This is a genomic window from Segetibacter sp., from assembly GCF_025963695.1.
In the GTDB taxonomy this organism is placed as follows: Bacteria; Bacteroidota; Bacteroidia; order Chitinophagales; family Chitinophagaceae; genus Segetibacter.
Genome location: NZ_JAOQAH010000111.1, coordinates 18,975 through 44,965, shown reverse-complemented (window position 1 = coordinate 44,965; position 25,991 = coordinate 18,975). Strand labels below are relative to the sequence as shown.

The following is a 25,991-nucleotide window of genomic DNA, read 5'->3' as shown; positions in this document are numbered from 1 at the left end:
TACAAAGAATAAAAAATGAATAAGCTTAGAAGAATACTTGGAATATTATGGATATTGGTGGGACTTGCGGGTGGCTATTATTTGATAATTAACCAGGCAATACCAAAATTTTACAGTGACAAAAGCGAAGACTTAATTCCAGCAATAATTTATGCTTTTATTCTAACCCCGATAATAGTAGGTGGCCTTCTTATTTTTGGGAAGTATGCCTTGCAGGGAGAATACGATCAGTAAAGCCGGGTTAGATCGAAATGAATTGCAAAACGAGTCTTTATCTCTTACTAATTGTATGCCTTTTGTATACACTAAAATGCTTTGGCACTACTACTTGCACCCTGACTTACTTTACATATTATTTAAAGTTCAAAAACAGTTTTAAGAATGACGCTAAACATCAAATAGAATTATAAACAGTAAATTTGCGAACATTATTCAACTTAAAACTTCCTCGTGAGATTGCTCACACAAGAAGATGCTGCTAGAACTGATAGCCCGATATTACACCCTTTTATGGTTAGCATTTGCTGCCATCGCTTTTATAAAAATAGTTTTGTCATATTCCTTTCATGGAACGCTTGAAGGAGTTAATGGTATTTTATACGCATTATTCAAATGGTATGGGGAGGAAGAACAGGAAATGGAAGATTTTGGACCACGAAGAACAACAATGCGTTTTCATAATATCGTGACTTTAATGTTATATGGAATGCTTTTAGTGATCCTTGTGGCTACTTTACTTCCAAAAATTTTAGGACGATAATATGAGTTAGCCTGATAAGGAGCTGAATAACTTCTACCAGAAATAAAGTAATAATGTCTATTGTAGTAAGTGAATTAACGAAAATGTATGGGGAACAAAAAGCTGTTGACAAAATAACATTTTCAGTTCAAAAAGGTGAGATTGTTGGTTTTCTTGGACCGAATGGAGCAGGCAAATCGACAACGATGAAAATGATAACCGGCTATCTTTCTCCCGACAGTGGTATTGCCACTGTTAGTAACATAAATGTATCTGCAGATCCTATTGCTGCAAAGAAGAGGATTGGTTACCTACCTGAAGCCAATCCTTTGTACTACGATATGTATATTAAAGAGTACCTGGAATTTACAGCAGGAGTTCATCAAATTAAAAATAAGAACCAACGGGTAAAGGAAGTAATTGAACTTACCGGCCTGGGTATAGAACAAAGAAAAAAAATAAGCCAGTTATCAAAAGGCTATAAGCAAAGAACCGGCCTTGCAGCCGCCCTTATTCATGATCCGGAGGTGCTGATACTGGATGAACCAACGAGCGGGCTTGACCCAAACCAGATTATAGAAATTCGAAATGTAATAAAGGAGCAGGGCCGTAACAAGACGGTTCTGTTCTCGTCGCATATTTTGCAGGAAGTAGAAGCTATTTGCGACAGGGTAATCATTATTAATAAAGGAGTGCTGGTAGCGGATGACAAACTTGCAAACCTGTACCAGAAAGGAAACAACGACCAGGTGAGAGTTTCATTTAAAGAGCCGTTAGAAGCTGAATGGCTTAAAAGATTACCTGGCGTTAGCTCTGTAAATAAGGTTGATACTTTTACATGGAAAATTTTGGGGACGGACACTAATGAGGTAAAAAAGCAATTACTGGAACTGAGTTTGCAACATAATCTTAATATCGTTTCTTTGCAAACCGAAGGCGGAAGCCTTGAAGAAATTTTTCGTTCGCTTACCAGGTCAAATAAAGAATAAACAGTACAAGAGTGCGACGCAACAGTGCTTAAAAATGATATAAAGCTGACCTCGAAAAATCAAATTTTTATATTAACACAACCAACCAGATATGAGCTACATTTCAGACATTCATGCCAGACAAATTTTAGACAGCCGTGGTAATCCAACAGTTGAAGTAGATGTAACTACCGACAATGGTATTATTGGACGTGCAGCAGTACCGAGTGGTGCATCTACAGGTATACATGAGGCGGTAGAGCTACGTGACAACGACAAAAGTATTTACTTAGGTAAAGGGGTTTTACAAGCAGTAAAAAATGTAAATGATGTAATTGCTGACCCACTTTTAGGTTGGGCGGTGAATGATCAGGCTGGTATTGATAGTAAACTGATAGAATTAGACGGCACCGAAAATAAAGGAAACCTTGGCGCCAATGCAATGCTTGCGGTAAGTATGGCTGTAGCAAAAGCGGCTGCGCAGGAGAGTAACCTGCCTTTATTTAAATATATTGGTGGAGTAAATAGCAGTGTGTTGCCAATTCCTTTGATGAACATTTTGAATGGCGGAGCACATGCGGACAACAAAATAGATTACCAGGAATTTATGATTGTTCCCGTTGGGGCTGACACTTTTAGCGAGGGTCTTCGTTGGGGAGTTGAAATTTTTCACCACCTGAAAACGGTACTGAAAAAGAAAGGTTACAGCACAAACGTTGGCGACGAAGGTGGTTTTGCGCCTAACATTCAAAGTAACGAAGAAGCTATTGAAACTGTTTTGATGGCGATTGAGTCTGCGGGTTATAAGCCAGGCGAACAAATAGGTATTGCAATTGACGCGGCATCTTCTGAAATGTTTAAAAATGGTGTTTACGAGTTCCATAAGAGTGATGGAAAAAGATTAGGCATTGATGAAATGGTAAATTATTGGGTAGAATGGGCTAACAAATATCCTATTATCAGCATTGAAGATGGTATGGCTGAGGAAGATTGGGAGGGCTGGAAGAAATTGACAGACGCATTAGGCAAAAAAGTACAATTGGTTGGCGACGATCTTTTTGTAACCAATACAAAAATTTTACAAAGAGGTATCAACGAAGGTATCGCAAACAGCATCCTGATTAAGGTAAACCAGATTGGTACATTAACCGAAACAATTAACGCGGTACAACTTGCACAAATGAACAGTTATACTACTATTATGAGTCATCGTAGTGGCGAAACTGAGGATACGACTATTGCTGACCTTGCCGTTGCTTTAAACTGTGGACAAATTAAAACAGGTAGCGCCAGCCGGACAGACAGAATGGCAAAATATAACCAGCTAATTAGAATTGAAGAAATGCTGGGTGACAGCGCGATCTATCCAAAAGGCCGCTTTAAGTTTATAAAATAATTTTCACTTTTTTATTACCTAGTCGTTAGCTGTTCGTATAACTTTACAGCTAACGATTTTTTTTATTATGTTTTTGCAAAAATTTGGAACGGTTTTTAAGGTCTTACGAAACAAGTACGTTGCTTCTGTCATCGTTTTTGTTGTTTGGATTTTGTTTTTTGACCGGAACGATTTGTGGACGCAGTGGGATAGAAAACACGAACTACAGAAACTGGAAACAAGTAAGACTTTTTACGAAAAAGAAATTGCTACTACAAAGAAAGATTTGATGGAGCTGAACAACAACCCATTCATTCTGGAAAAGTTTGCGCGAGAAAAATTCTACTTAAAAAAACCAAACGAAGAAATCTTTATAATAGATGATAGTACCCAAGAAAAAAAATGATTTAATGCAATATTTAAGTTTTAAAGCCGTTTTTAATCTTAGGCAATAAAACATAAACCGGAAAACACTTCTTTAAGCATGCCAAATTATTCAACAGAGGAACTGATACAGTACGTGTATCAAGAAACATCACCAGAAAAAACACAGGCAATAGAGAAGGCATTAGAAAATGACTGGAACCTGAAAGAGAAACTTGGTGCTTTAAAAGAATCGATGCAACAATTAGATACGGTTATTACAAGTCCTCGCGAACAGTCAATAACCGCTATTCTTAATTATGCAAAAAGAACATCAGTAGTAGAACAGCCCTAAACCCCTTTTTTACTTTTTTACCGGCCCGTATCTTTGTTCTTAATCTATGACTAAGAAAGAGAGATACGGGTTTGTTATTTCATATTTTAGCGAACACGCCCCAAATGCAGAAACCGAGCTTGTCTACGATAATCCATTTCAATTATTAGTTGCCGTTATTCTTTCTGCTCAATGCACTGACAAACGGGTTAACCTGACCACTCCTGCCCTATTTGAAAAATACCCTACTGTTTATGAGTTGTCCAATGCAACATACGAGGAGCTTTTTAATATTATTAAGAGTATCTCATATCCGGGTAATAAGACAAGGCATTTAATTGGGATGGCAAATATGCTGATTGAAAAATTTGGTGGAGAAATTCCGCTGTCAGTTGAGGAGTTGATGCAACTGCCCGGTGTTGGTCGTAAAACTGCAAACGTGATCACTTCAGTTGTAGATAACCAGCCGAATATGGCTGTTGATACCCACGTTTTTAGAGTGGCTGCCCGTATTGGTCTTACAAACAATGCAAAAACTCCTCTCGCTGCCGAATTGCAATTAATCAAACACCTGCCTAAAGATCTTATATACATCGCACACCATTGGCTGATACTACACGGACGCTACATATGTATTGCGAGAACGCCAAAATGTGAAGAATGTGGATTGAAAAGTGCCTGTAAGTACTACCAATTAATAAACAAATAACGTAAGAGGCAAATAAAACTTTCAAAATAACGTTCTTTTTAAGGACTATTTGAGACGTAATCTTATGAAAGCCTTAAAAACTATTTTTTTATTAATAGTATGTATCTTCCTTTCCAACCATTCATTCAGCCAATACTATTATTTCAACGACAAATACTATAACACCGACCTTTTATACGAGTTTGGAATTGGTGTTGGTGCAATGAACAGCATAACTGATATTGGTGGTGCAAATACAGATAACACCACTTACCTTAATGAAATCAATAAGAAAAATAACCGCTTTAGCAAGAGTATCTACGCAGGGGTGCTTTACCAGGGGCTGTTAGGTGCGAGAATTGAGGGCACTCTTGGCGAGGTTAGGTCGGATGATAGTTCGATAACAGGTAAATCGAATAATATTTACTCGAAACATGTACGAAATTTAAGCTTCAGAAGCAAGATCGCAGAAGTAAGTCTATTGTTAGAATTTCATCCATTTCTCCTACTTGATTTTCAATTAGCACCAAATGTTTCGCCGTATGTTCTTACAGGCCTGGGCTGGTATCACTTCAATCCGCAGGCAGAGTTGAAAGGTAAGTGGATGAATTTGCAACCTTTACATACCGAAGGCCAGGGGTTCTTAGAATACCCCGACCGGCAGCCTTACGCTTTATCACAATTTAACATACCAATGGGTGTGGGGCTAAAATTTGAAAGCGGTTTGTTTAATGTAAGAGTTGAATATGTGCACCGTCGGCTTTTTACAGACTATCTTGATGATGCAAGTACAAAAGTCTATATCCGTCCAGACCTTTTTGCAAAATACCTTCCTCCTGCCGATGCAGCGAATGCAAGAGCGCTATTCAACAGAACCAAAGATGGCTCTATCCCAATTTACCGGGGTCATTCAAAAAACAACGATGCCTTCATGACTTTATCTGTAAAGGTGGGGGTAGTGCTGGGTAGAGAAAGAACGGGTAACAGTACGGGTACCAGGCAATTAAGATGCGCGTTTAAATTTTAAAAGGTTTAAAAGTAAATACAGTTTATTCCCCATCAGGCCATAGTAAACAACCGTCGCCATAGCTTAAAAATCGAAAGTCATTATCCAAAGCATATTGATAAATTTCTTTCCATTTCCGGCCAACAACCGCCGAAACAAGAAGTAATAATGTTGATTGAGGTTGGTGAAAATTTGTAATTATCCCCTTTGCAATTTGTAGCTGATACGCTGGGGCAATCAATATTTGCGTTTTTGTAATTAACCTTGTCAATCCTTTTTTTAACATCCAGTCAATCAGCCCCTGCAGCGCCTCTGCAGCAGTTATACCTGCCGGGTAGACATCGTAAGGATCCCATTGATGTATTACAAGTTCGTCGAGTGTAATGTCTTTTTGAACGCAGACCTTTACGCCCATCCAGTACAGGCTTTCAATTGTTCGTAGCGACGTTGTGCCTACAGCCACTATTGTCTTGTCTAAAAAGGCAATTAACTTTTGAATGGCTTCAGCAGTCACGTCTATAAACTCTGCATGCATTTCATGCGCCTCCATCGTTGCCGCTTTTACCGGCTTAAATGTCCCGGCTCCAACATGAAGCGTCACAAATTCTTTTTGAATGTTTTTAGCAGCTAATTTTTTAAATATAGAATCCGTGAAATGAAGGCCTGCGGTTGGAGCAGCTACCGAACCGTCATTTTTCGCATAGATGGTTTGGTACCGGTTTTTATCTTCTTCTTCTACTTCGCGGTGTAGGTATGGCGGTAATGGAATAAAACCCGCCAGGTGAAGCACCTCGGCAAATGTCAGATCTTGAGGTTGCCAGCTCAGTTCAATTATAAAACAATCGCTTAACCTGCCTGCAATAGATGCTTCTAAAACAATTTTCCCGCGGTCTTCATTAACTATCTTTTGGAGCTTCATTCCGTGTTTCCATTTGCTAGCTCCGCCTACAAAGCATTTCCATCGCACTGGTCCTTTCTGCAACATTGCCGAAGCAATGTCTTTGTATTGGTCCTCCGGCTCCAGGCAGAATATTTCGATTACCCCGCCCGTAGGTTTCTGAAAAAGCAATCGCGCTTCTACAACTTTGGTGTTATTAAATATCAATAACGATCCCTCCGGAAGAAATTCCGATACATTTTTATAAGTCGAGTTAATTATGCTCCCACTTTTATACACCAGCAACTTGCTGTTATCCCGCTCTTCTAATGGGTGCTTTGCGATGCTTTCGTTTGGCAAGTGGTATGTAAAATCAGCAATCGAAAGATTTCTTGGGTGCATAAGTGGTAAAATTTTTTAAAAATAAGAAGTTTGCCGATTCAAACATTTATTGCCTACATATACTTCTTCGGGACCCCTTATCCACAAATTTCTTTTTTAAAACATCCTCTATCTATTTGATTATTAATTCCATTAACAGCTTATCCACCGCTATTCACACAAAACTGACAGAATACTAACAGAAACAGGCCAAAGCTGGTACCACAGCAGTTTTAAACACAAGGGTGCCTGTGGATAAAAAGAATAGATTATTATTTGTAATAGAAGTGGGAAAAAGTGTTATTTTGTGGTAATAAATGGTAAGACTGATAAAATTTTTCAACAAATGCCCACTTTTCTAGGTGAATACGAAGCAACTCTCGACACAAAAGGTCGCTTCCTTTTACCTGCTGGCTTTAAAAAGCAGCTTAAGGAAGGGGAAAACACTTTTGTGTTAAGCCGCGGTATTGAAAAATGCCTGACGCTATATCCTATGAGTAGTTGGCAGCCCATTGTTGACAGAATTAATGCTTTAAATGATTTTGACCCAAAAGTACGTGCATTTAGGCGTCAGTTTTTGGGCGGGGCAACAGAGGTAGAACTAGATTCGGCGGGACGGATGTTGCTTCCTCCTACATTGAAAGAGTATGCTGGCCTATCAAAGGACATCATACTGGTAGCGGCTCTTGACAAGATTGAAATTTGGGATTCACCAAAATACAAGAAGCTCTTTGACGATATGGCTCCGGAAGATTTTAGCAGCCTGGCAGCCGAAGTAATGGCAGATAAACCGGTTAATAACCCGTAAGAACATGAAAGATAACAACCCACCCGTTGATCATCATTCATCGCCTTACCACGTGCCTGTTTTGTTTTATGAAACAATGGAGGCATTACAAATAAAGCCGGAAGGAGTTTATGTTGATTGCACATTTGGTGGAGGCGGACACAGCCGTGGCATTCTTGATAAGCTTGGCCCTGAAGGAAAGTTGGTTGCTTTTGACCAGGACGCTGATGCGGTCAGCAATATTCCCGAAGACGAGCGGGTGATATTTGTGCCTAATAACTTTCGCCACTTACAGCGCTTTCTGAAGTTGCATGGTTTACCAAAGGTGGATGGAGTACTGGCCGATTTGGGTGTAAGCAGCCACCAGTTCGACGAAGGTGAAAGAGGTTTTTCTACCCGCTTTGAAGGTCCGCTTGATATGCGGATGGATCAGCGCCAGGAAAACACTGCCTCAATGGCCCTTAAGAAGTACACAGAGCAACAGTTGCACAAATTATTTGAGCAATATGGCGAAGTGACCAATTCAAAAACGCTGGCAAAACAAATCGTACAACAACGAAATAGCAGCCCGCTTCAAACCATTGCGCAGTTAAAGGCTTTGATTAGCCCGGTTGTAAAAGGAAACCCTAATAAATATTTAGCCCAGGTTTTCCAGGCGCTTAGAATTGAGGTGAATGATGAAATGGGTGCTTTAAAAGAAATGCTTGAACAAATACCTTCTATTTTGAAACCAGGGGGGCGGGCGGCAATCATTACGTTCCATTCATTGGAAGACAGGCTGGTGAAGAACTTCTTTAAAAAGGGAGCTTTTAATGAGCAGGACGAGAATCCTTTGTCAAACGAAGAACGTGAAGTGGATTTAAAAATTATTACAAAGAAGCCAATCACCGCTGGTACTGACGAGGTAAAAAGAAACCCAAGAAGCAGAAGCGCAAAGCTGCGGGTAGCGGAGAGAAAGTAGCGGGATCTGCAGCTTCTTATGGAAGCATAGAGATAAATGAATAGAAAAGTAGAAAAAGAACAATAAGGCATTCATAACGGATAGAAGCTGGGAATAATAAGAAATAGGCAAAAAATTAAAGAAAGAAAGGAAGGTGGTATAAAAAGTAAGAACTGAAGCTGCAACCAAAGCTAACGGCAGGTAGAAAAATCAGAGGGAAGGAAGAAGGATGTAACAGGCAGGAGAAGGAAAATTAGAACATCGTTGCGTCGCACTCTTGTAGGATTGGAACTAAAATGGGCAGAAATACAAAAGGCAGGAAAAAGCAAAGAATTACGAAAAATGAATGGAATGTGACGCAACGAATACTTACCCTAAACCCCTGGAGGGGTCTGGTTTAAGATCAGGAATTTGGTGAGTAGTTATAAACGGTACAAGTGTGCGACGCAACAATGTTTAATAGAAGGACAATGGCCCGGACCAAAAAAAGTAGAAAAAGACAAGGTCGAAGACAAAGTAAAAAAGATGAAGGCCTGCAATTCTAACTAAGCTTAACCCTTAGAAACTAAAACAAAACAGCTGGCAGCTAAAGGCTCGAAGCTAAAATGAGTAGCTCAATAAATGTCTGAACAAAACAACACAGGAAAAAAGAATGCGGCATTTCGTGCAGTTGGAGACTTTTTTAACTATAGCTGGATACTAAGAAATATTGGTTTTTTTCTTTTCCTGGCGGTCCTCGCGGTGGTTTATATCGCAAATGGTCATATGAGCGACAACAGGATAAGGAAGATAAATGAGACAGCAAGAAAGCTGAAAGATTTGCAATACGAGTACAAGACTCTGAAGGGCGAAATGATGTTTAAAAGCAGGGAAAGCGAAATGGTAAAAGCTGCCGAACCAATGGGTTTAATGATGGACACAACATCGCCGTCGAGGATAAAATTAATCAGCAGGAAAAAAGTTATAGAGAATAACTAGAAGCTATCGTCTTTAAAAAGTTGTAAGAAAAGTGGATGTAAAAAAAGACATACTGTGGCGGGTGTACCTGGGATTTATTCTTATGGCTATTGTAGGTACGTGCATTTTAGGAAAAGCAGTTTACATACAACAGGTTCAGGGTGCGTATTGGAGGGGAATGAGTGACAGTCTTCATCAAAGAATTATTTCGCTTGACGCAGAAAGAGGTACAATATATAGCGAGGATGGTAGCATGTTAAGTACAAGCATTCCACAGTTCGACATCTATATAGACTTTATGGCTGAGGGTTTAAGGGATAAAAACGGGAAGCGGTTTAAGGAAAATATAGACTCTCTGAGTATTTGTCTTGCAAACCTTTTTCATGATAAATCCAGTGCTGAGTATAAATACCTTTTGCAAACAGGCTATCGTGAAAAAGACAGGTATTTTTTATTGAGAAAGAAGATGTCGTTTAAGGAATACCAGCAGCTAAGAAACTTTCCGTTAGTGCGCCTTGGAAGAAATAAGAGCGGTTTTATTCCTGACAAAAGAATTATTCGGCTTAATCCATATAAGATGCTTGCTTATCGTACCATAGGATTGTTAAGAGACAGCAACAAAGTGGGCCTGGAGCTTACTTACGATAAGTATCTGCAAGGTACTGCCGGCAAAAGATTGGTTCGTTTTATTGCAGGTGGTGTAAGTGTGCCGGTAGACGATTATGAAGTAGAGGCTGAAAACGGAAAGGATGTGATTACAACATTGGATGTAAACATTCAGGACGTGACGGAGAATGCATTGATGAAGATGATGGTGAAGAATAAAGCAGACCACGGCTGTGCTATTGTAATGGAAGTAAAGACGGGCAAGATAAAAGCTATTGCAAACCTTGGCCATGAGAGAGATAGCTTGTACTGGGAAGATTACAATTATGCCATTACTCCAACAGAACCTGGTTCAACTTTCAAGTTGGCTACAATGCTTTCGCTGCTCGAAGACCGGAAGATAAATTTAAATACCAATGTAGATTTAAATGGTGGCAAGTGGCAGATTTATAAACGTACAGTGTACGATGCTGAAGAACATGGGTTGTTTAACGTAACTGCAAAGCAGGCATTTGAACACAGCAGCAATGTAGCTATGGCAAAGCTGGCGGTAACTCACTACAGCAATAACCCTAACCAGTTTGTAAATCATTTAAGAAAACTTGGACTTGATACCTTGACTGGCATTGACCTTAATGGTGAAATAAAACCTACCATATATAAACCCGGCAGCAAGCGCTGGAGCAATACAACCTTACCCTGGATGGCGTTTGGTTATAACCTAACAGTAAGCCCGCTGCAAATGCTAACCCTTTACAATGCCGTTGCTAACCAGGGCAGAATGATGAAACCTTATCTCGTAAATGAGATCAGGGAAGACGGAAGACCAATTCAGCAATTTCAACCCATTGCTTTAAAAGACAGTATTTGTACTAAATCCACTTTGCAACAATTGCAGGAATGCCTGGAAGGCGTTGTTTTAGAAGGCACAGGTAAAGGTTTAAAAAGCAATTATTACAGGATAGCAGGAAAGACAGGAACTGCACTTGTTGCAAATGGTAACCGCGGTTATGATGATAAGATTTACCAATCCACCTTCGTTGGTTATTTCCCGGCCGATAACCCTCAATATACTATAATAGTTACCATTAAAAATAAACCTCATGCTGCCAATTATTTTGGAGCCTCTGTTGCCGGGCCAGTCTTCAAAGAAATCTCCGACCAGATATTTCTTTTAAAAGTCAATCAAAAACACAATGTCATTGACACTTTTCCAAAAAATGATAGCAGTTGGTACAGCTATGCAGGCTATACAAAAGACATTAAAAAAATAGCAGAGAATTTAGGAGTAAACATAGCTGCAAATGAAGCAAAAGGCAATTACAGCAGGATATATAAGCAAGGTGGAAACAATGTATTGTCAAGCCAGCAAATTAGTATGAAAAGAATGCCCATACTATTAGGCATGGGGCTTAAAGATGTCGTTTACCTCTGTGAAAATTTAGGGTTAAAAGTGGTCGTAAAAGGACGAGGTAAGGTGACAACCCAAACTATACCGGCAGGACAAAATATTACAAAAGGGCAAACAGTAAATATTCAACTCAATTAAGCTTTCTTCTCCCTCTTCACTGTATGGAGAGGGTTGGGGGCGAGGATCATGGCAAAACTGCAAGACATATTATACAACGTACGGTTAAAAGCTGTTACCGGCATTACCAATATGGATGTAAAAGACATTCAGATTGATAGCCGAAAGGTTACGGCCGGTTCTGTATTTGTCGCCTTAACCGGCACTGTTAGTAACGGTCATAATTTCATTGATACTGCAGTTGAAAAAGGTGCAACAGTAATTGTTTGCGAAGTGATGCCTGCCAGTTTAAAAGAAGACATTACTTACCTGCAGGTAAACAACAGCGCCGAAGCAGTGGCAAATATGGCCCACCACTTCTATGGTGAGCCCTCCACCAAACTAAAGTTGGTTGGGGTAACGGGTACCAATGGAAAAACGACTATTGCTACGCTTTTATATAAGCTCTTTACAAAACTGGGGTATAAGTGTGGCCTCATAAGTACTGTGCAGAACCAGGTTGGTAACACTATCATTCCGGCTACACATACAACACCCGATGCTATCAGCCTTCAGGGGCTGTTACATACAATGGTAGAAGCAGGATGCTCACATGTATTTATGGAAGTTAGCAGTCATGCAATTCATCAACATAGAGTAACTGCGGTTGAGTTTGTCGGTGGCATATTTAGTAACATCACACACGACCACCTGGATTATCATAAAACGTTTGATGAATACATACGGGTGAAGAAAAAGTTCTTTGACGGCCTTCCCGCTGCGGCTTTTGCCATCTCAAATCTTGATGATAAAAGAGGGCAGGTAATGTTGCAAAACACCGCTGCCAAAAAGCACTTTTACAGTCTTCAAACGCTTGCAGAATTCAAAGGCAAAATTCTTGAAAACCTGCTTACCGGTCTGGTGATGACAGTTAATGACAAGGAGGTTCACTTTAGGCTTATTGGAGAATTTAATGCTTATAACATTCTTGCTGTTTACGGAGCTGCAATTTGCCTTGGCGAAAACAGTGAAGAGGTGCTTACAATAATGAGTTTACTGACCAGCGCAGAAGGCCGCTTCGACTACGTAATAAGTAACACGAAAATAATAGGCATTATCGACTATGCACATACCCCCGATGCTCTTGAAAATGTCCTTTTTACAATTAAAAAGCTTCGCCAGGGAAATGAGCAGGTAATTACGGTAATTGGTTGTGGCGGCGACCGTGACAAAACGAAAAGACCCGAGATGGGAGAGATTGCATGTGAGTTAAGTGATCGCGTAATTTTTACCAGCGACAATCCCAGGAGTGAAGATCCTAATGAGATTATAAAAGAAATGGAGCAGGGCCTGGGAAGTGCAGCAAAAAGAAAGTTCATGTCGGTAACAGACCGAAAGGATGCAATAAAAATGGCCGTAAGCCTTGCAAAACCATTTGACATTTTACTGGTTGCAGGAAAAGGCCACGAAAAGTACCAGGACATTAAAGGCGTAAAACATCCGTTTGATGATAAAGAGGTGTTGAGGGAGATGTTTGAAATGTTTGAGAAGTAAGTGAGGAAGGTGAAAGGTAGAGGGTGGAAGGTAGAGGGTTTGAGGTGGAAGAAAGAAGAATTGGTGTAATGGTTTTTTTGACCTGGCTAAAGTTTACCATGAAACTTTTGTTGCGTCGCACTCGTGTACTGAATAATAACAATGAGCAATAATCAAATTTTAATAAATACCCTTTAGGGCTAGGGCATGCTGTACTACATTTATCAATGGCTGGCTAAAGCAGGAATTAAGTTTCCGGGAAGCGGACTGTTTCAGTTCATTACTTTCCGTATGCTGTTGGCTGTATTGCTATCGCTGATAATTACTACGGTATATGGTAAAAGATTGATAAGGTTTCTACTTAAAAAACAGGTTGGTGAAACCGTAAGAGATTTAGGACTCGCAGGAGAGCAGCAAAAAAAAGGAACCCCAACCATGGGTGGAATTATTATCCTGCTTGCCATCATCATCCCTACCCTATTATTCGGAAACCTTGATAAGGTCTACGTAAGACTGATGCTGCTGAGTACAGTTTGGTTAGGTATCATCGGTTTCATAGATGACTATTTGAAATTAAGATCTAAGCGCGTTGCGAAAGAACAAGGCGTTAATTATAAAAAGTCGGATAGCGACGGACTCGCAGGAAGGTTTAAAATATTCGGGCAGGTTGTTTTAGGAATTATAGTTGGAGCAACTTTATACTTTAATAGCAGTGTAAACGTTGAACGTGAAATAATGCCCCGGCAAGGAACTGCAACGATACATGCCGGTGAGAGAAAAGTGAATGAAGTAACACGCATGATTGGTGGAAGGCTGCACCGTTTTGCAGTAGTGCAAACACCCATCACCACTATTCCATTTGTAAGAAATCACGAGTTTAATTATTCAAAGCTACTGCCGGCAGCACTGCAAAGTTTTACGTGGGTCTTATATATCCTCATCGTCATATTTATTATAACCGCCGTCTCAAATGGCGCCAATATAACCGATGGACTGGATGGTTTAGCCACCGGTGTATCGGCAATTATAGGTGTATGTCTTGGAGTATTTGCATATGTAAGTGGTAACATAAGACTAGCCGAGTATCTCAACATTATGTACATCCCAAACCTGGGAGAACTAAGCATTTTTATTGGAGCTTTCATAGGTGCATGCGTCGGCTTCTTATGGTACAATGCTTTTCCGGCCCAGGTATTTATGGGCGATACCGGAAGCCTTGCCCTGGGCGGTATCATTGCATCACTGGCAATCATTATCCGAAAAGAACTAATGATACCGATTATTTGCGGGGTGTTCCTCATCGAATTGGTAAGTGTAATACTGCAGGTATCCTACTTTAAATACACAAAGAAGAAATATGGCGAAGGGCGGCGGATTTTTCAAATGAGCCCGCTGCACCACCACTACCAGAAGCTGGGTTACCATGAAAGTAAAATAGCAGTGAGGTTTTGGATTGTAACGATATTATGTGTCGTGTTTTCGATAATGAGTTTAAAGATCAGGTAGAACCGGGATTTGTTGGATTAGGAGGATTGAACGGACATGTGGAATAGATGATTGGTTCTGGCGTTGAGAAAGAGATAGGGAGCGAGTGAAACATTTTGATAGCGACGGATAGGTGGTCGAAGAAGCTCTGAAGTATAAAGCTTGAATTCTAAAAGATGAGTAAACAATAACTACCTGGTCTCCCTCTCCTCAAGAAGAGGAACGGAGGGTGAGGTTGCTGAGGAAAGAACAACCAGTACAAGAGTGCGACGCAACAAGGTTGACAAATGAACAGATGCGGATAAAAAAAGTAGAAATAGCAAGAAGTGAATAACAGTGAAAAGGATATGAGTTTGAGTAGCAGTAGTGCTTCAAGTGGCAACGCCCATCGGCTTGTTATTCTTGGTGGTGGTGAAAGCGGTGTAGGTGCAGCACTATTGGGAAAGCAAAAAGGTTACAACGTTTTTCTTAGTGATGGAGGACCATTGAAAGACAGTTATAAGCAGGAGCTGGTTTTAAATGGGATAGAATTTGAAGAAGGCGGGCACACAGAAGAAAGGATTTTAAGTGCGGATGAAATTGTGAAAAGTCCTGGCATTCCTGAGAAAAATGAGTTGGTTAAAAAGATACGAGCAAAGGGAATTTCGGTGATTAGTGAAATTGAATTAGGATATAGGTTCAAGGGCGACAGTAAGATTGTGGCGATCACGGGCAGTAATGGTAAGAGTACAACGACCTCTCTGATTTATCATATCTGTAAAGTTGCGGGTTTAGATGCTGCACTGGTCGGAAATATAGGTTACTCGTTTGCAAAGCAGGTGGCAGAAGATCCAAAGCCTTTATATGTTGCCGAAATAAGTTCTTTTCAATTAGACGATATAAAAGAATTCAGACCTGATGTTGCGGTGCTACTGAACATAACCGAAGATCATTTGGACAGGTACGAATACAAGTTTGAGAATTATATAAACAGCAAGTTCAGGATTATAGAAAATCAAACGGAACAGGACCACTTCATCTACAACCTGGACGATGAAGTGATCGCGAAAAAATTGGAGACTTTAACCCTACATATAAACCAACTGCCATTTTCCATGAGACAAGAAGTAAAGAAAGGAGCATACATCAAAGCGGAACAGATGATGCTTAAGATACAGGAAGAACGAGTGAGCATGAGTATTTACGACTTTGCTCTGAAAGGAATACACAATCAACACAACACAATGGCAGCAGGTATTGCAGCGTCTACCCTTGGCATACGCAAGGAGAAAATAAGGGAGGCAGTAAAAACTTTTGAGAGCCTTGAACACCGGATGGAATATGTAGCAACTGTACGTGGGGTAGACTTTATAAACGATAGCAAGGCAACAAACGTTAACAGCACCTGGTATGCACTAGAAAGTTTAAAAAAGCCCGCTGTCCTTATACTTGGTGGCGTTGATAAAGGCAACGATTACACGCTGATTGAAGACCTGGTGAAGGAAAGGGTTAAAGCAATTGTATGTATGGGTGTTGATAACAAAAAAATTCATGCAGCTTTTAAAGATGTGGTAAAAACAATCGTCGATACACAAAGCGCACACGACGCAGTAACGTCAGCATTTAATCTTGCAGCAAAAGGCGAAGCAGTATTACTAAGCCCTGCCTGTTCAAGTTTTGATTTGTTTAAAAACTACGAGGAAAGAGGAAAGAAGTTTAAGGAAGCAGTGAAGGAGTTGTAACAAAAAGGTGAAAGGTATAGGGTGCTGGGTTTAAGGCCTTACACCCTACACCTTCCTACTTTAACCTGATTTAATATGAGTAAATTCTTCGATAAGCCATTTTCAGAAATGCCTCCTGTAGCAGGAGTAGGCGGAGGCTTGTTGAAAAAAACCAAGGGTGATAAATATATCTGGGGTATTGTTATACTGCTGGCTATTACGTCGTTATTGGTAGTGTACAGTGCAACAGGTTCGTTGGCTTATAAAATGTACAAAGGCAATACCGAGGTGTACCTGTTTAAGCAGTTTGCATTTATAGTAATTGGTATAATAGTAATCTATTTTGCCCATCGCATTAACTATACGCTGTACTCGCGCATTGCATTGTACATGTTTCTTGCGGCAATACCGCTGATGATTTTTACCTACTTCTTTGGAGCTACCATTAATGATGGAAGTCGCTGGATAAAACTTCCCATCATCAATATGACCTTCCAAACCAGCGACCTGGCGAAGCTCGGCTTATTTATGTATCTAAGCCGCCAGCTTAGCCGCAAACAAGAAGTGATAAAGGACTTCAAAAAAGGCTTTTTACCCCTGATTATTCCGATAGGAATAATTTGCTTGCTGATTGCCCCAGCCAACTTATCAACTGCTTTGCTAACAGGCGCAACAGGTTTGTTGCTCATGTTTATCGGTCGGGCCCAGGTAAAACATATTCTCGCTACAATCGGTATCGCCTTAATACCTGTTCTTGTGCTTATAGCAATAGCATTAGGCACTTATGATAAAAGTTCAGAAAAGCAAACAAAGAGTGTAGCAATAACAGAATTAAAATCTCATGGTAGAATCGGAACATGGATTAAGCGTGTACAGGATTTTGCGTATGCAAGCGCCGATGAAATGCCGTACCAGGTACAACAGGCAAAAATCGCCATTGCAAAAGGTGGAATAATCGGCGTAGGCCCGGGAAACAGCGAAGCCAAAAACTTTATGCCCCATCCCTATTCCGATATGATTTATGCAGTAATACTTGAGGAGTACGGACTGATTGGAGGCGCCATCATAATTTTCATGTACCTCATTTTTCTATTAAGATGTATCAGGTTATTTAGAAAGTGTCCATTTGCTTTTGGTGCCTTCCTTGCTTTGGGGCTAAGTTTTACGTTGGTAATTCAGGCAATGGCAAACATGGCAGTAGCGGTAAACCTGGTACCAGTTACCGGTGTTACACTGCCGCTGGTGAGTATGGGAGGAAGCTCATTTCTATTTACATGTGCATCTATAGGAATTGTGTTGAGTGTTGCACGCAACGTGGAGCAATTAGAAGGTAAAACCCCTTCAACCTCCCCCGAAGGGGAGACTTCAAAGCCGGCGGATGAAGGTACAGAGGCATTGAAAAGAAAGAACGTGGAAGCAGCAGTTGAAGAAGTTGTGGACTAAGCAGATGGCTAACTATTAAACATCTGTTGCGTCGCACTCTTGTACCAAATAACATTAAGAAGCAGGAAGAAAGAAGTAAGCAGATAGAAACCAGAAGTAAGAGAAACAGGAGTAAAACGCAAAATAACAAGAACGAATATCGATGACTAAACCAACCCCAAATAATCATGGTGCTGCAAGTCCCCCTTCAGGGGCGGCGGGGTATCATGGTGCTGTAAGTTCCCCTTTAGCGGGGCGGGGGGCGCGTCTTATCATTGCCGGGGGTGGAACTGGCGGACACATCTTTCCCGCAATTGCCATTGCAAATGCAATAAAGCATGTCGCACCCGAAACAGAAATTTTATTTGTAGGGGCGAAAGGGAAAATGGAAATGGAAAAGGTGCCGCAGGCAGGATATAAAATAGAAGGTTTAGACATCGCGGGATTTAACAGAAGTTCTTTGATAAAAAATATAGGATTGCCTTTAAAGCTTATTAAAAGCTTTTTTCAGGTAAGGAAAATTATTGCTGAATTTAAACCTGATGCAGTAGTTGGTGTAGGAGGATATTCGAGCTTTCCGGTTCTAAAGCAGGCGCAGCTCAAAGGAATAGCAACGTTTATTCACGAGAGCAACTCGTTCGCAGGCAAAACAAACATTTTACTTGGAAAGAAAGCAACCGGCGTATTTGTTGCCTCAGACGGAATGGAAAAATTTTTTCCGGCTGAAAAAATTTTAATAACAGGTAATCCTGTAAGAAAATCAATTGCTCAGTCAACCGTAACTCGTTCCCAGGCATTTCGTTTTTTCAATCTCGATGAAACTAAAACTACGGTTTTAGCTATTGGGGGAAGCCTTGGAGCAAGAAGTATAAACGAAGCTTTGGCAAATAAGTTAGATGCATTTAAAACACGTAACCTGCAACTAATATGGCAAACAGGTAAAACAACGGCCGAAGTATATAAAGAAAAAGCAAAAGGACATCAAAACATTTGGGTAGCTGAGTTTATAACACAAATGGAAATGGCTTATGCAGCAGCAGATATTGTTATTAGCAGATCAGGAGCCATGGCTGTAACAGAGTTATGTGTAGCCAAAAAGCCAACGATTTTTGTTCCGTTTCCATTTGCTGCTGAAGATCACCAGGCAGTAAATGCACAAACCCTGGTAAATAAAAAATCAGCGCTGATGATAAAGGATAGCGAAGCAAATGAAAAGCTGGTGGGAATGACAATATCTCTTGCAGAAAACAAAGACCTGCAAAGAGAACTAAGCGACAACATAGCGAAGCTGGCAATAACGAATGCAGACGAGGTAATAGCAAGGGCGATATTGAAAACCCTCTAAATCTTCCTAAAGGGAGAGTTTAAGAACAGTGCGGATCGAAAGGTCAGTAGTACAAATAGGAGCAACAATTAATGGATGAATTTAAAAATACAACAGGTATACAAAAAGCCCCTTTAGGGGTTGGGACTCTCTATTTCATTGGAATTGGTGGAATTGGGATGAGTGCAATAGCTCGTTATTTTAATACACAAGGAGCTAGGGTTAGCGGGTATGATAAAACGCCGACAGTTCTTACAAGACAACTGGAAGCAGAAGGAATCGAAATTCATTATGAAGAAGATCTTTTATTAATTCCTAAAGAAGTTGACCTGGTTGTGTATACACCTGCTATTCCGGCGAGTCATGCCGAGTTACAGTTTTATCAAAACAACAATTATAAGGTTGTAAAGAGAAGTGATGTTTTAAAGATAATAACAGAAAGTTCTTTTAATATCTGTGTTGCTGGTACCCATGGCAAGACAACGGTAAGCACGATGATCGCTCACATTTTACGTCATTCTGGTTATGGCTGTAATGCTTTTTTAGGCGGCATTTCTGCCAACTACCAAACAAATTTTTGGAGTAACGAAAAGAATGTATGTGTGATTGAAGCTGACGAATATGATAGAAGCTTTTTAAAGCTATCGCCAAATGTTGCTGTGATAACTGCAATGGATCCTGATCACCTTGATATTTACGGTACTGCTGAAGAATTTGAAAATGCCTTTATCGAATTTGCAAAAAAAGTAAAAAAGGGAGGCGAACTGGTAACGAGGTTTGGATTAACCAGGAGCAATGAATTTGAAGCCGAAAAACAGTGTACCTATAGCTTAAACAGTAATGATGCAAATGTGTACGCAAGTGAAATAAAGGTTGAGAAAGGATCTTATGTTTTTGATGTGGTTGCCAAAGCATGGACGATGAAGGAAGTGACGTTACATATGGGCGGGCTTCACAACATAGAAAACATGGTGGCGGCCATAATCGTAGCAAAAGACTTGGAAATAGCTGACCAAAAAATAAAAGATGCAGTAGCTGACTTTAAAGGTGTAAGAAGAAGGTTTGAATATGTTGTTAAAAACAAAGAGCACATATTAATTGATGATTACGCTCACCATCCGGAAGAACTAAGAGCTTTGATAAGTGGTGTGAGAAGTTTGTTTAAACAGAAATTAGTGCTGGTATTTCAGCCACACTTGTTTAGCCGTACAAAAGACCAGGCAGATGGTTTTGCAGAAGTGTTGGATTTATGTGATGAGGTTATTCTTTTACCTGTTTATGCTGCGCGTGAATTACCGATGGAAGGCGTAAGCAGTGAGATGATTTTAGAAAAAATGATTATACCTAACAAAAAGGTTTTAAGTAAAGAAGAGGTAAAAAATTGGGTAAAAGAAAGTAGTCCAAAACTTTTGGTAATGGCAGGGGCAGGCGACATCGATGTTCTAATTCAGGAGGTTAAGGTATTATTAGAAATTCAATAAAAAGTTATGCAACAAGTGTGGAGAAAAAGATGGAGAGCTACTGGTTGGATTGCACTTGGAGCGATTACTTTAGTGCTACTTGTATCAGCAGTTCGTAGTAAAAATCATAAGGAGTGCACAGGGATCGAAGTATCCTTTAATAAGGATGGAAACAACTTTTTTGTTGATGAAAAAGGAGTTGTTGCAGTTTTAAAAGCATATGGTTCAATTAAGGGCGAAGCGATAGAAAACATCAACTTAAAGGCGCTTGAAGAAAGACTAACAAGTAACAGTTGGATACAGAGTGCAGAGTTGTTTTTTGACAATAAACAAGTGCTGCAGGTGATAGTGGAAGAGAAGGAACCGGTTGCAAGAATATTTACAGTTGAAGGAAGTTCTTTTTATATAGATAGTTTTTGCAGAAGGTTACCGCTAAGTGAAAAGTTGAGTGCGAGAATACCAATGTTTACCAGCTTTCCATCTTCCAGAAGCACTTTGTCGAGGCCCGATAGCCAGCTGTTGGCATCAGTAAAAGAACTGGCCATTTTTATACAAGCTGATGATTTTTGGAAAGCACAGGTAGCTCAATTAGACATTACCCCGGAAGGGTTTGAAATGATACCGACGGTAGGTAGCCATATTGTTGAACTGGGTAAAGATGGTAACTGGCAACAAAAGTTTGACAGGTTGTTTAGTTTTTATAAGCAGGTATGGACACAAGTAGGTTTTGAAAAATATGAGAAGCTGGATGTTCAGTTTGATGGGCAGGTAGTAGCTACCGTAAAAGGTGCAAAGCCGGCAAAAGTAGATAGTGTTAAAGCCAGAATGGCTTATGAAACCTTGCTTGCCGAAGTAAAAAAGGCCGCTGCCGATACCACTAGTCTGATATCTAACGCTGCAAATAGAAAGATATTGCCTGTAAATCAAAATGTGCTAAAAACAACAGCAAAAGCGAATGTGCCGAAACCTACAACTGCAACGGTAAATAATGTAAAGAACAATGCAGTAAAGCCTGGAACGGCTACGCTAACGGTAAAACCCGTAACAGTAAAAGTAGTACCGGCGAAACAAGTAGCGGTTAAGAAAAAAGCAGATAAAAAGAAAGCGCCGAAAGCTGTAATGCAGAAGACATTAAAACCGGTTGTACAGCAGAATAAGAAATAGAGAAAATACGGGGGTGTTAGTATTAGAAGGAAGTCGCCAATAAAAAGGCGAATAAAGAAAAAGCAGTACAAGTGAGTGACACAACGATGGCGATGAAAGAAATACTGCTAAGCCCTAACTCTTAAGGGGATAAAATATAAGAGAAGAATTGGTGTAAACATAAAAACAACAAATGCTTTAAGCCTCATGAGAGGCTTGAGGCAAAACAAAAACACATATATATGAACGTCAACGAAGCGCCCATCATTGTAGGTCTTGACATCGGCACAACTAAAATTGCTGCCATTGCAGGACGGAAGAATGAATACGGTAAGCTGGAGATCCTTGGCTTTGGCCGTGCTAACAGCACCGGCGTGCAACATGGCCAGGTTCTAAACATTGAGCAAACGATTAAAGCAATTCAGCAGGCTTTGAAGAATTGTTATGAATCAAATCCTGATCTTGAGATTAGCGAAGTTTACGTCGGTATTGCTGGTCATCACATCAAGAGTTTGCAGACACGCGGCGATATTGTGCGGCAGGACTCTGAAAATGAAATCACCATCGCTGAAATAGAACAGTTGATCGATAATCAAAAGAAGACGTTCATACCAGCGGGCGATCAGATCATCGATGTGATACCGCAGGAATTTACCGTTGATAATATTCAAAATATACCTAATCCAATTGGTTATAACGGGGTAAAGGTTGGTGCAAATTTTCACATCATTACCGGCGATAGAAATGCAATTCGCAACATCAATCGTGCTGTTGATAAAAGCGGTTTAAAAACCAAAGACCTTGTTCTGCAACCGCTTGCTTCTGCTTCAGCGGTCATGAGCGAATTGGATATGGAAGCCGGCGTTGCCATCCTGGATATTGGTGGTGGCACAAGTGACCTTGCCGTTTTTTATGAAGGTATATTAAAGCACACGGCTGTCATTCCTTTTGGCGGAGAGAACATCACGAACGACATTAAAACCGGTCTTGGTGTGTTGAAGCAACAGGCCGAAGCAATGAAAGTTCAGTTTGGTAGCGCTTTAGCGGACGAAGCAAAAGCAAACGCTTTTATAACTATTCCTGGAATGAATGGTATGCCTGCCAAAGAAATTAGTGTTAAAAACCTTGCTAACATTATACAGGCAAGAATGGGTGAGATACTAGACTTTGTTACTTATCACTTAAAGCAGGTTGGCCTTGATACACGAATGTTGAATGGTGGTATCATTTTAACCGGTGGTGGTTCTCAATTAAAACACCTTATTCAATTAACCGAATATTCTACTGGTTTATACGCACGTATTGGTTTCCCTAATGGTCACCTTGCTGCTAACCATATTGACGAATTGAAGAAACCAATGTACAGCACTTGTATTGGTTTAATTCTAAAAGGTTACAGCGATTACGAGCACAAATACAAAGAATTCGAGAAATCTTTCAAGAAAGTTATCGTTCCCGAAACGCTGGTAAAAGAAGATGAGCCCGAAGTAAGGCCACTGGAGGTACCTGTTGCAGAAGCAAAAGAAACTGTAAATACGAGAGGAAGAAAAGGAATGACAAAATTCTGGGAGAAGTTTAAGAACAACTTGCTGGAACTGTTTAAAGAAGAGGGAGACAAGGACCTTTAAGAAAGTCAGTTAGTCAATAAATGCATTGAGTCAGAAAGGAGGAGAATATTCAATTATCAATATTCAATTCAAAATGTTCAATGGTTTTCCTTATTGACCAATGACTAAATGACTAAAAAAAAACAAAAACATAATCTAAAAATTTCCTACTATGATTCACTTTGATTTGCCGAAGCAGAAATCATCTATCTTAAAGGTGATAGGTGTAGGTGGTGGCGGTGGAAATGCCGTAAACCACATGTACGGTCAAAATATCGACAGTGTCGATTTTATTATATGTAATACCGATGCGCAGGCATTAGCAAACAGTAAAGTTCCCAACAAGATTCAACTGGGACCACACCTTACCCAGGGGCTCGGTGCGGGTGCCAATCCGGAGATTGGTAAGCAGGCTACAGAAGAAAGCCTTGAAGAAATAAAGCGCATCTTAGAGGTTAATACTAAAATGGCTTTCATTACCGCTGGTATGGGTGGTGGTACAGGTACCGGAGGTGCTCCAATCATTGCCAAAATTTGCAAAGACCTTGGCGTGCTAACCGTGGGTATCGTTAGCACTCCCTTTACTAACGAAGGACCAAAACGTATGCGTCATGCAGAGGCAGGTATACAGCTGTTAAGAGACAACGTAGATACCTTGCTTGTTGTGAGCAACGACAAATTGCGTCATCAATACGGAAACCTGAAAGTGAGAGAAGCTTTTAGCAAAGCTGATGATATATTGGCTACCGCTGCAAAGTGTATTACTGATGTGATCACCAGCAACGGCCAGATAAACGTAGACTTTGCCGACGTTTGCACAGTTATGCGCAATGGCGGTGTAGCTATTTTAGGAAGCGCACAAGCCGATGGAGAAGACAGAGCTCAGCGTGCAATTGAAGACGCTGTTAACTCTCCCCTATTAAATGACAGTGAAATTCGTGGAGCTAAATGGATCCTGGTAAATATCACTTCTGCAGAAGGTGACTATGAGATAACCATGGATGAAGAAGATACGATTATGAGTTACCTACGTCAACAAGCGGGAGACGATGCAGACGTTATTAAAGGTATTGGTTTCGACGAGTCGCTTGGAGATAAAATAGGCGTAACCATTATTGCTACCGGTTTTGAACACAAAGATCCCTTTAAACCCAGGCCAAAACCAAAAGAAGAAAAAAAGCCGGAAGAAAAAATAGTGTTGCACCTGTCGGCAAGCGGGGTGGAGGAAAAAAAACAATATACGCAGCCTGCATTGGCTTTAGAAGATAAAGATCCTTACGCGCCCACCATGGTTGAGGTTACCAGTACTGCCCCTGCTGTTATTCAACCTTCGCAGCAGTATTACCAGGAGCAGCAACAACCCCAGGCAGTATCACAAGAGCCAAAAGTCGTTCAAACAAACGATGGCCCGGTATATCGCTTCGAGTTAAAACCAGAAGTTACAGAACCGGTAAAACCACAATTTATACAAGAACAGCCGCAACCAAACTACAACAACGCTAGTGAGAAAGCCGGTTCAAATTTTCTTTCCAGACCATCTAACATCTACGCAGAAGCGAAGTCTGGAGAATCTCAGGTCATAAATCCTATGGAAGCAAAACCGTCAAAACAACAGCTTCCTGAACAACCGGAGTTCGAGATGAAGTTAGTAATGAAGGAGGAAATGCCAGAACCGGCGGATGTACCCAAATCAATTCAAACCAGCAGCAACACATCTCAATCTGTAGAGGACCTTGCTATGCAAGACGATGCAGAAGACCAAAAACGCAGAGCACAGGAAAGGATTCAGAAGTTGAGAAACTTATCCTTTAATATGAATACTGCTGATGCAAGCACTGAGTTCGATTCCGTGCCGGCGTACATCCGTCGTAATATGGAGTTGTTTGGAAACACGCTTACATCAGTTGAAAACTTTTACAGCAAGTACACGGTAAAACCTGATGAGAATGACAAAGGGCAAATCAGTTCTATTAATACCTTTTTAGATGGCAAAAAACCTGACTAGTTCCCCTCAATTCGCACCGGCCGGTGAATTGTACGAGTTTTTTAGTTTTTGTTTTTAGTTTTTTTCCCTCCGTGAAAACGGAGGGATTTTTTTTCCCTGTTTGGGTAAGAAGAATGGTTTATAGAATTACGAACTCTTCGCGGGGCGGCACAGTCCGTAAGGTTTCCTTACCCATCGAAAGAAGCTTTTTGATGATCTTGGTAATATCATCTATTGCATTTGGCTTAACTATAAAATAGTTAGCCCCGTTTTTATAAGCGTTATCTATATCCGCTTTGCTAACAGAAGTTGAATAAATTAATATGGGAACCTCATCGTATTTTCTTTCTTTTCTCAACAGTTGCAAACACTCAATACCATCTTTAACCGGCATATTAATGTCAAGGAACAAAACATCAGGAAGGGTTTTTAATATAAACCGCCACAGCTCAAGCCAGTTTCCGGCATAAGAAAGCTGCAATTTTTCACCTGCTTTTTCAGCCGCTTCTTGTAAGATCAGGAATTCATCTTTATCATCGTCGGCCATTAAAATGTGCATAGCAAGGTCATTTGTCAAATTAACAGAAACATTACCGTACAAATAAAGACAAAAAATGAATGCTTTCGACATAAATATCCTCTTAACTAAATTCCGGTCTTATTTAGCCGAAAGCCCAAATACCACTGCTATTTCCTTAAAGTAATAAGAAAGATCTTCCAATACTTCTTCAGCTTATATTTTTTTTAATGCCCATCCAAATTCTTCATACCCATATTTATCCCATCACCCGGCATCTCTTTATGG

General features: G+C 40.3%; 23 protein-coding genes. 21 read left to right on the top strand and 2 right to left on the bottom strand.

Features of this window, described 5'->3' with window-relative positions:
* Window positions 1–15 precede the first annotated feature (15 nt).
* The 8 genes from JWR87_RS19250 (at window position 16) to JWR87_RS19215 (ending at window position 5,494) form a co-directional block, all read left to right on the top strand.
* A complete protein-coding gene (locus tag JWR87_RS19250) occupies window positions 16–234 on the top strand; it encodes a DUF6814 family protein (protein WP_297823339.1) in 219 nt (72 codons plus the stop codon).
* Window positions 235–472: 238 nt separating this feature from the next.
* Window positions 473–760: a hypothetical protein gene (locus JWR87_RS19245; protein WP_297823337.1), complete on the top strand. Its 288-nt coding sequence runs from the start codon at window positions 473–475 to the stop codon at window positions 758–760.
* Between the two features lie 53 nt (window positions 761–813).
* The gene (gene gldA / locus JWR87_RS19240; RefSeq protein WP_297823335.1) at window positions 814–1,728 is read left to right on the top strand and encodes a gliding motility-associated ABC transporter ATP-binding subunit GldA; all 915 of its coding nucleotides are present in this window, start codon (window positions 814–816) and stop codon (window positions 1,726–1,728) included.
* Window positions 1,729–1,819: 91 nt separating this feature from the next.
* Window positions 1,820–3,103: a phosphopyruvate hydratase gene (gene eno / locus JWR87_RS19235; RefSeq protein ID WP_297823332.1), complete on the top strand. Its 1,284-nt coding sequence runs from the start codon at window positions 1,820–1,822 to the stop codon at window positions 3,101–3,103.
* Between the two features lie 67 nt (window positions 3,104–3,170).
* Window positions 3,171–3,488, top strand: coding sequence for a septum formation initiator family protein (locus JWR87_RS19230; protein WP_297823329.1), 318 nt, complete (start codon window positions 3,171–3,173; stop codon window positions 3,486–3,488).
* Window positions 3,489–3,566: 78 nt separating this feature from the next.
* A complete protein-coding gene (locus JWR87_RS19225) occupies window positions 3,567–3,800 on the top strand; it encodes a hypothetical protein (protein ID WP_297823327.1) in 234 nt (77 codons plus the stop codon).
* Window positions 3,801–3,846: 46 nt separating this feature from the next.
* Entirely contained in the window at window positions 3,847–4,488 is a 642-nt protein-coding gene (gene nth, locus JWR87_RS19220; protein ID WP_297823324.1) for an endonuclease III, read from the top strand.
* A gap of 64 nt (window positions 4,489–4,552) precedes the next feature.
* A complete protein-coding gene (locus JWR87_RS19215; protein ID WP_297823321.1) occupies window positions 4,553–5,494 on the top strand; it encodes a DUF6089 family protein in 942 nt (313 codons plus the stop codon).
* 22 nt (window positions 5,495–5,516) lie between these two features.
* Here JWR87_RS19215 and JWR87_RS19210 read toward each other — a convergent pair whose 3' ends face one another.
* Window positions 5,517–6,752 (bottom strand): S-adenosylmethionine:tRNA ribosyltransferase-isomerase, encoded by a 1,236-nt coding sequence (locus JWR87_RS19210; RefSeq protein WP_297823319.1) that lies wholly within the window; start codon window positions 6,750–6,752, stop codon window positions 5,517–5,519.
* A gap of 325 nt (window positions 6,753–7,077) precedes the next feature.
* On the opposite strand from JWR87_RS19210, the gene mraZ reads away from it, so the two are divergent.
* The 13 genes from mraZ (at window position 7,078) to ftsZ (ending at window position 25,207) form a co-directional block, all read left to right on the top strand.
* Window positions 7,078–7,539, top strand: coding sequence for a division/cell wall cluster transcriptional repressor MraZ (gene mraZ, locus JWR87_RS19205; protein ID WP_297823317.1), 462 nt, complete (start codon window positions 7,078–7,080; stop codon window positions 7,537–7,539).
* A 4-nt stretch (window positions 7,540–7,543) separates the two neighbouring features.
* Entirely contained in the window at window positions 7,544–8,479 is a 936-nt protein-coding gene (gene rsmH, locus JWR87_RS19200) for a 16S rRNA (cytosine(1402)-N(4))-methyltransferase RsmH (RefSeq protein ID WP_297823314.1), read from the top strand.
* 600 nt (window positions 8,480–9,079) lie between these two features.
* On the top strand, window positions 9,080–9,436 hold the full coding sequence (locus tag JWR87_RS19195; RefSeq protein ID WP_297823312.1) for an FtsL-like putative cell division protein: 357 nt from the start codon (window positions 9,080–9,082) through the stop codon (window positions 9,434–9,436).
* 31 nt (window positions 9,437–9,467) lie between these two features.
* Window positions 9,468–11,570 (top strand): penicillin-binding protein, encoded by a 2,103-nt coding sequence (locus JWR87_RS19190; RefSeq protein ID WP_297823310.1) that lies wholly within the window; start codon window positions 9,468–9,470, stop codon window positions 11,568–11,570.
* Between the two features lie 48 nt (window positions 11,571–11,618).
* A complete protein-coding gene (locus JWR87_RS19185; RefSeq protein ID WP_297823308.1) occupies window positions 11,619–13,082 on the top strand; it encodes a UDP-N-acetylmuramoyl-L-alanyl-D-glutamate--2,6-diaminopimelate ligase in 1,464 nt (487 codons plus the stop codon).
* A 186-nt stretch (window positions 13,083–13,268) separates the two neighbouring features.
* Complete coding sequence (mraY, locus tag JWR87_RS19180; protein ID WP_297823306.1) at window positions 13,269–14,567, top strand: phospho-N-acetylmuramoyl-pentapeptide-transferase; 1,299 nt, start codon at window positions 13,269–13,271, stop codon at window positions 14,565–14,567.
* Window positions 14,568–14,872: 305 nt separating this feature from the next.
* On the top strand, window positions 14,873–16,267 hold the full coding sequence (gene murD, locus JWR87_RS19175; RefSeq protein WP_297823304.1) for a UDP-N-acetylmuramoyl-L-alanine--D-glutamate ligase: 1,395 nt from the start codon (window positions 14,873–14,875) through the stop codon (window positions 16,265–16,267).
* 75 nt (window positions 16,268–16,342) lie between these two features.
* A complete protein-coding gene (locus tag JWR87_RS19170; RefSeq protein ID WP_297823302.1) occupies window positions 16,343–17,689 on the top strand; it encodes an FtsW/RodA/SpoVE family cell cycle protein in 1,347 nt (448 codons plus the stop codon).
* Between the two features lie 142 nt (window positions 17,690–17,831).
* A complete protein-coding gene (gene murG / locus JWR87_RS19165) occupies window positions 17,832–19,013 on the top strand; it encodes an undecaprenyldiphospho-muramoylpentapeptide beta-N-acetylglucosaminyltransferase (protein WP_297823300.1) in 1,182 nt (393 codons plus the stop codon).
* A 71-nt stretch (window positions 19,014–19,084) separates the two neighbouring features.
* The gene (gene murC / locus JWR87_RS19160) at window positions 19,085–20,473 is read left to right on the top strand and encodes a UDP-N-acetylmuramate--L-alanine ligase (protein ID WP_297823298.1); all 1,389 of its coding nucleotides are present in this window, start codon (window positions 19,085–19,087) and stop codon (window positions 20,471–20,473) included.
* Window positions 20,474–20,479: 6 nt separating this feature from the next.
* Window positions 20,480–21,616, top strand: coding sequence for a hypothetical protein (locus JWR87_RS19155; protein ID WP_297823296.1), 1,137 nt, complete (start codon window positions 20,480–20,482; stop codon window positions 21,614–21,616).
* Between the two features lie 221 nt (window positions 21,617–21,837).
* The gene (gene ftsA / locus JWR87_RS19150) at window positions 21,838–23,223 is read left to right on the top strand and encodes a cell division protein FtsA (protein ID WP_297823294.1); all 1,386 of its coding nucleotides are present in this window, start codon (window positions 21,838–21,840) and stop codon (window positions 23,221–23,223) included.
* A gap of 151 nt (window positions 23,224–23,374) precedes the next feature.
* Window positions 23,375–25,207, top strand: a complete 1,833-nt coding sequence (gene ftsZ / locus JWR87_RS19145) for a cell division protein FtsZ (RefSeq protein ID WP_297823292.1) — start codon at window positions 23,375–23,377, stop codon at window positions 25,205–25,207.
* Window positions 25,208–25,325: 118 nt separating this feature from the next.
* Here the strand turns inward: ftsZ and JWR87_RS19140 are convergent, their stop codons facing one another.
* Window positions 25,326–25,817, bottom strand: coding sequence for a response regulator (locus tag JWR87_RS19140; protein ID WP_297823289.1), 492 nt, complete (start codon window positions 25,815–25,817; stop codon window positions 25,326–25,328).
* Between the last annotated feature and the right edge of the window lie 174 nt (window positions 25,818–25,991).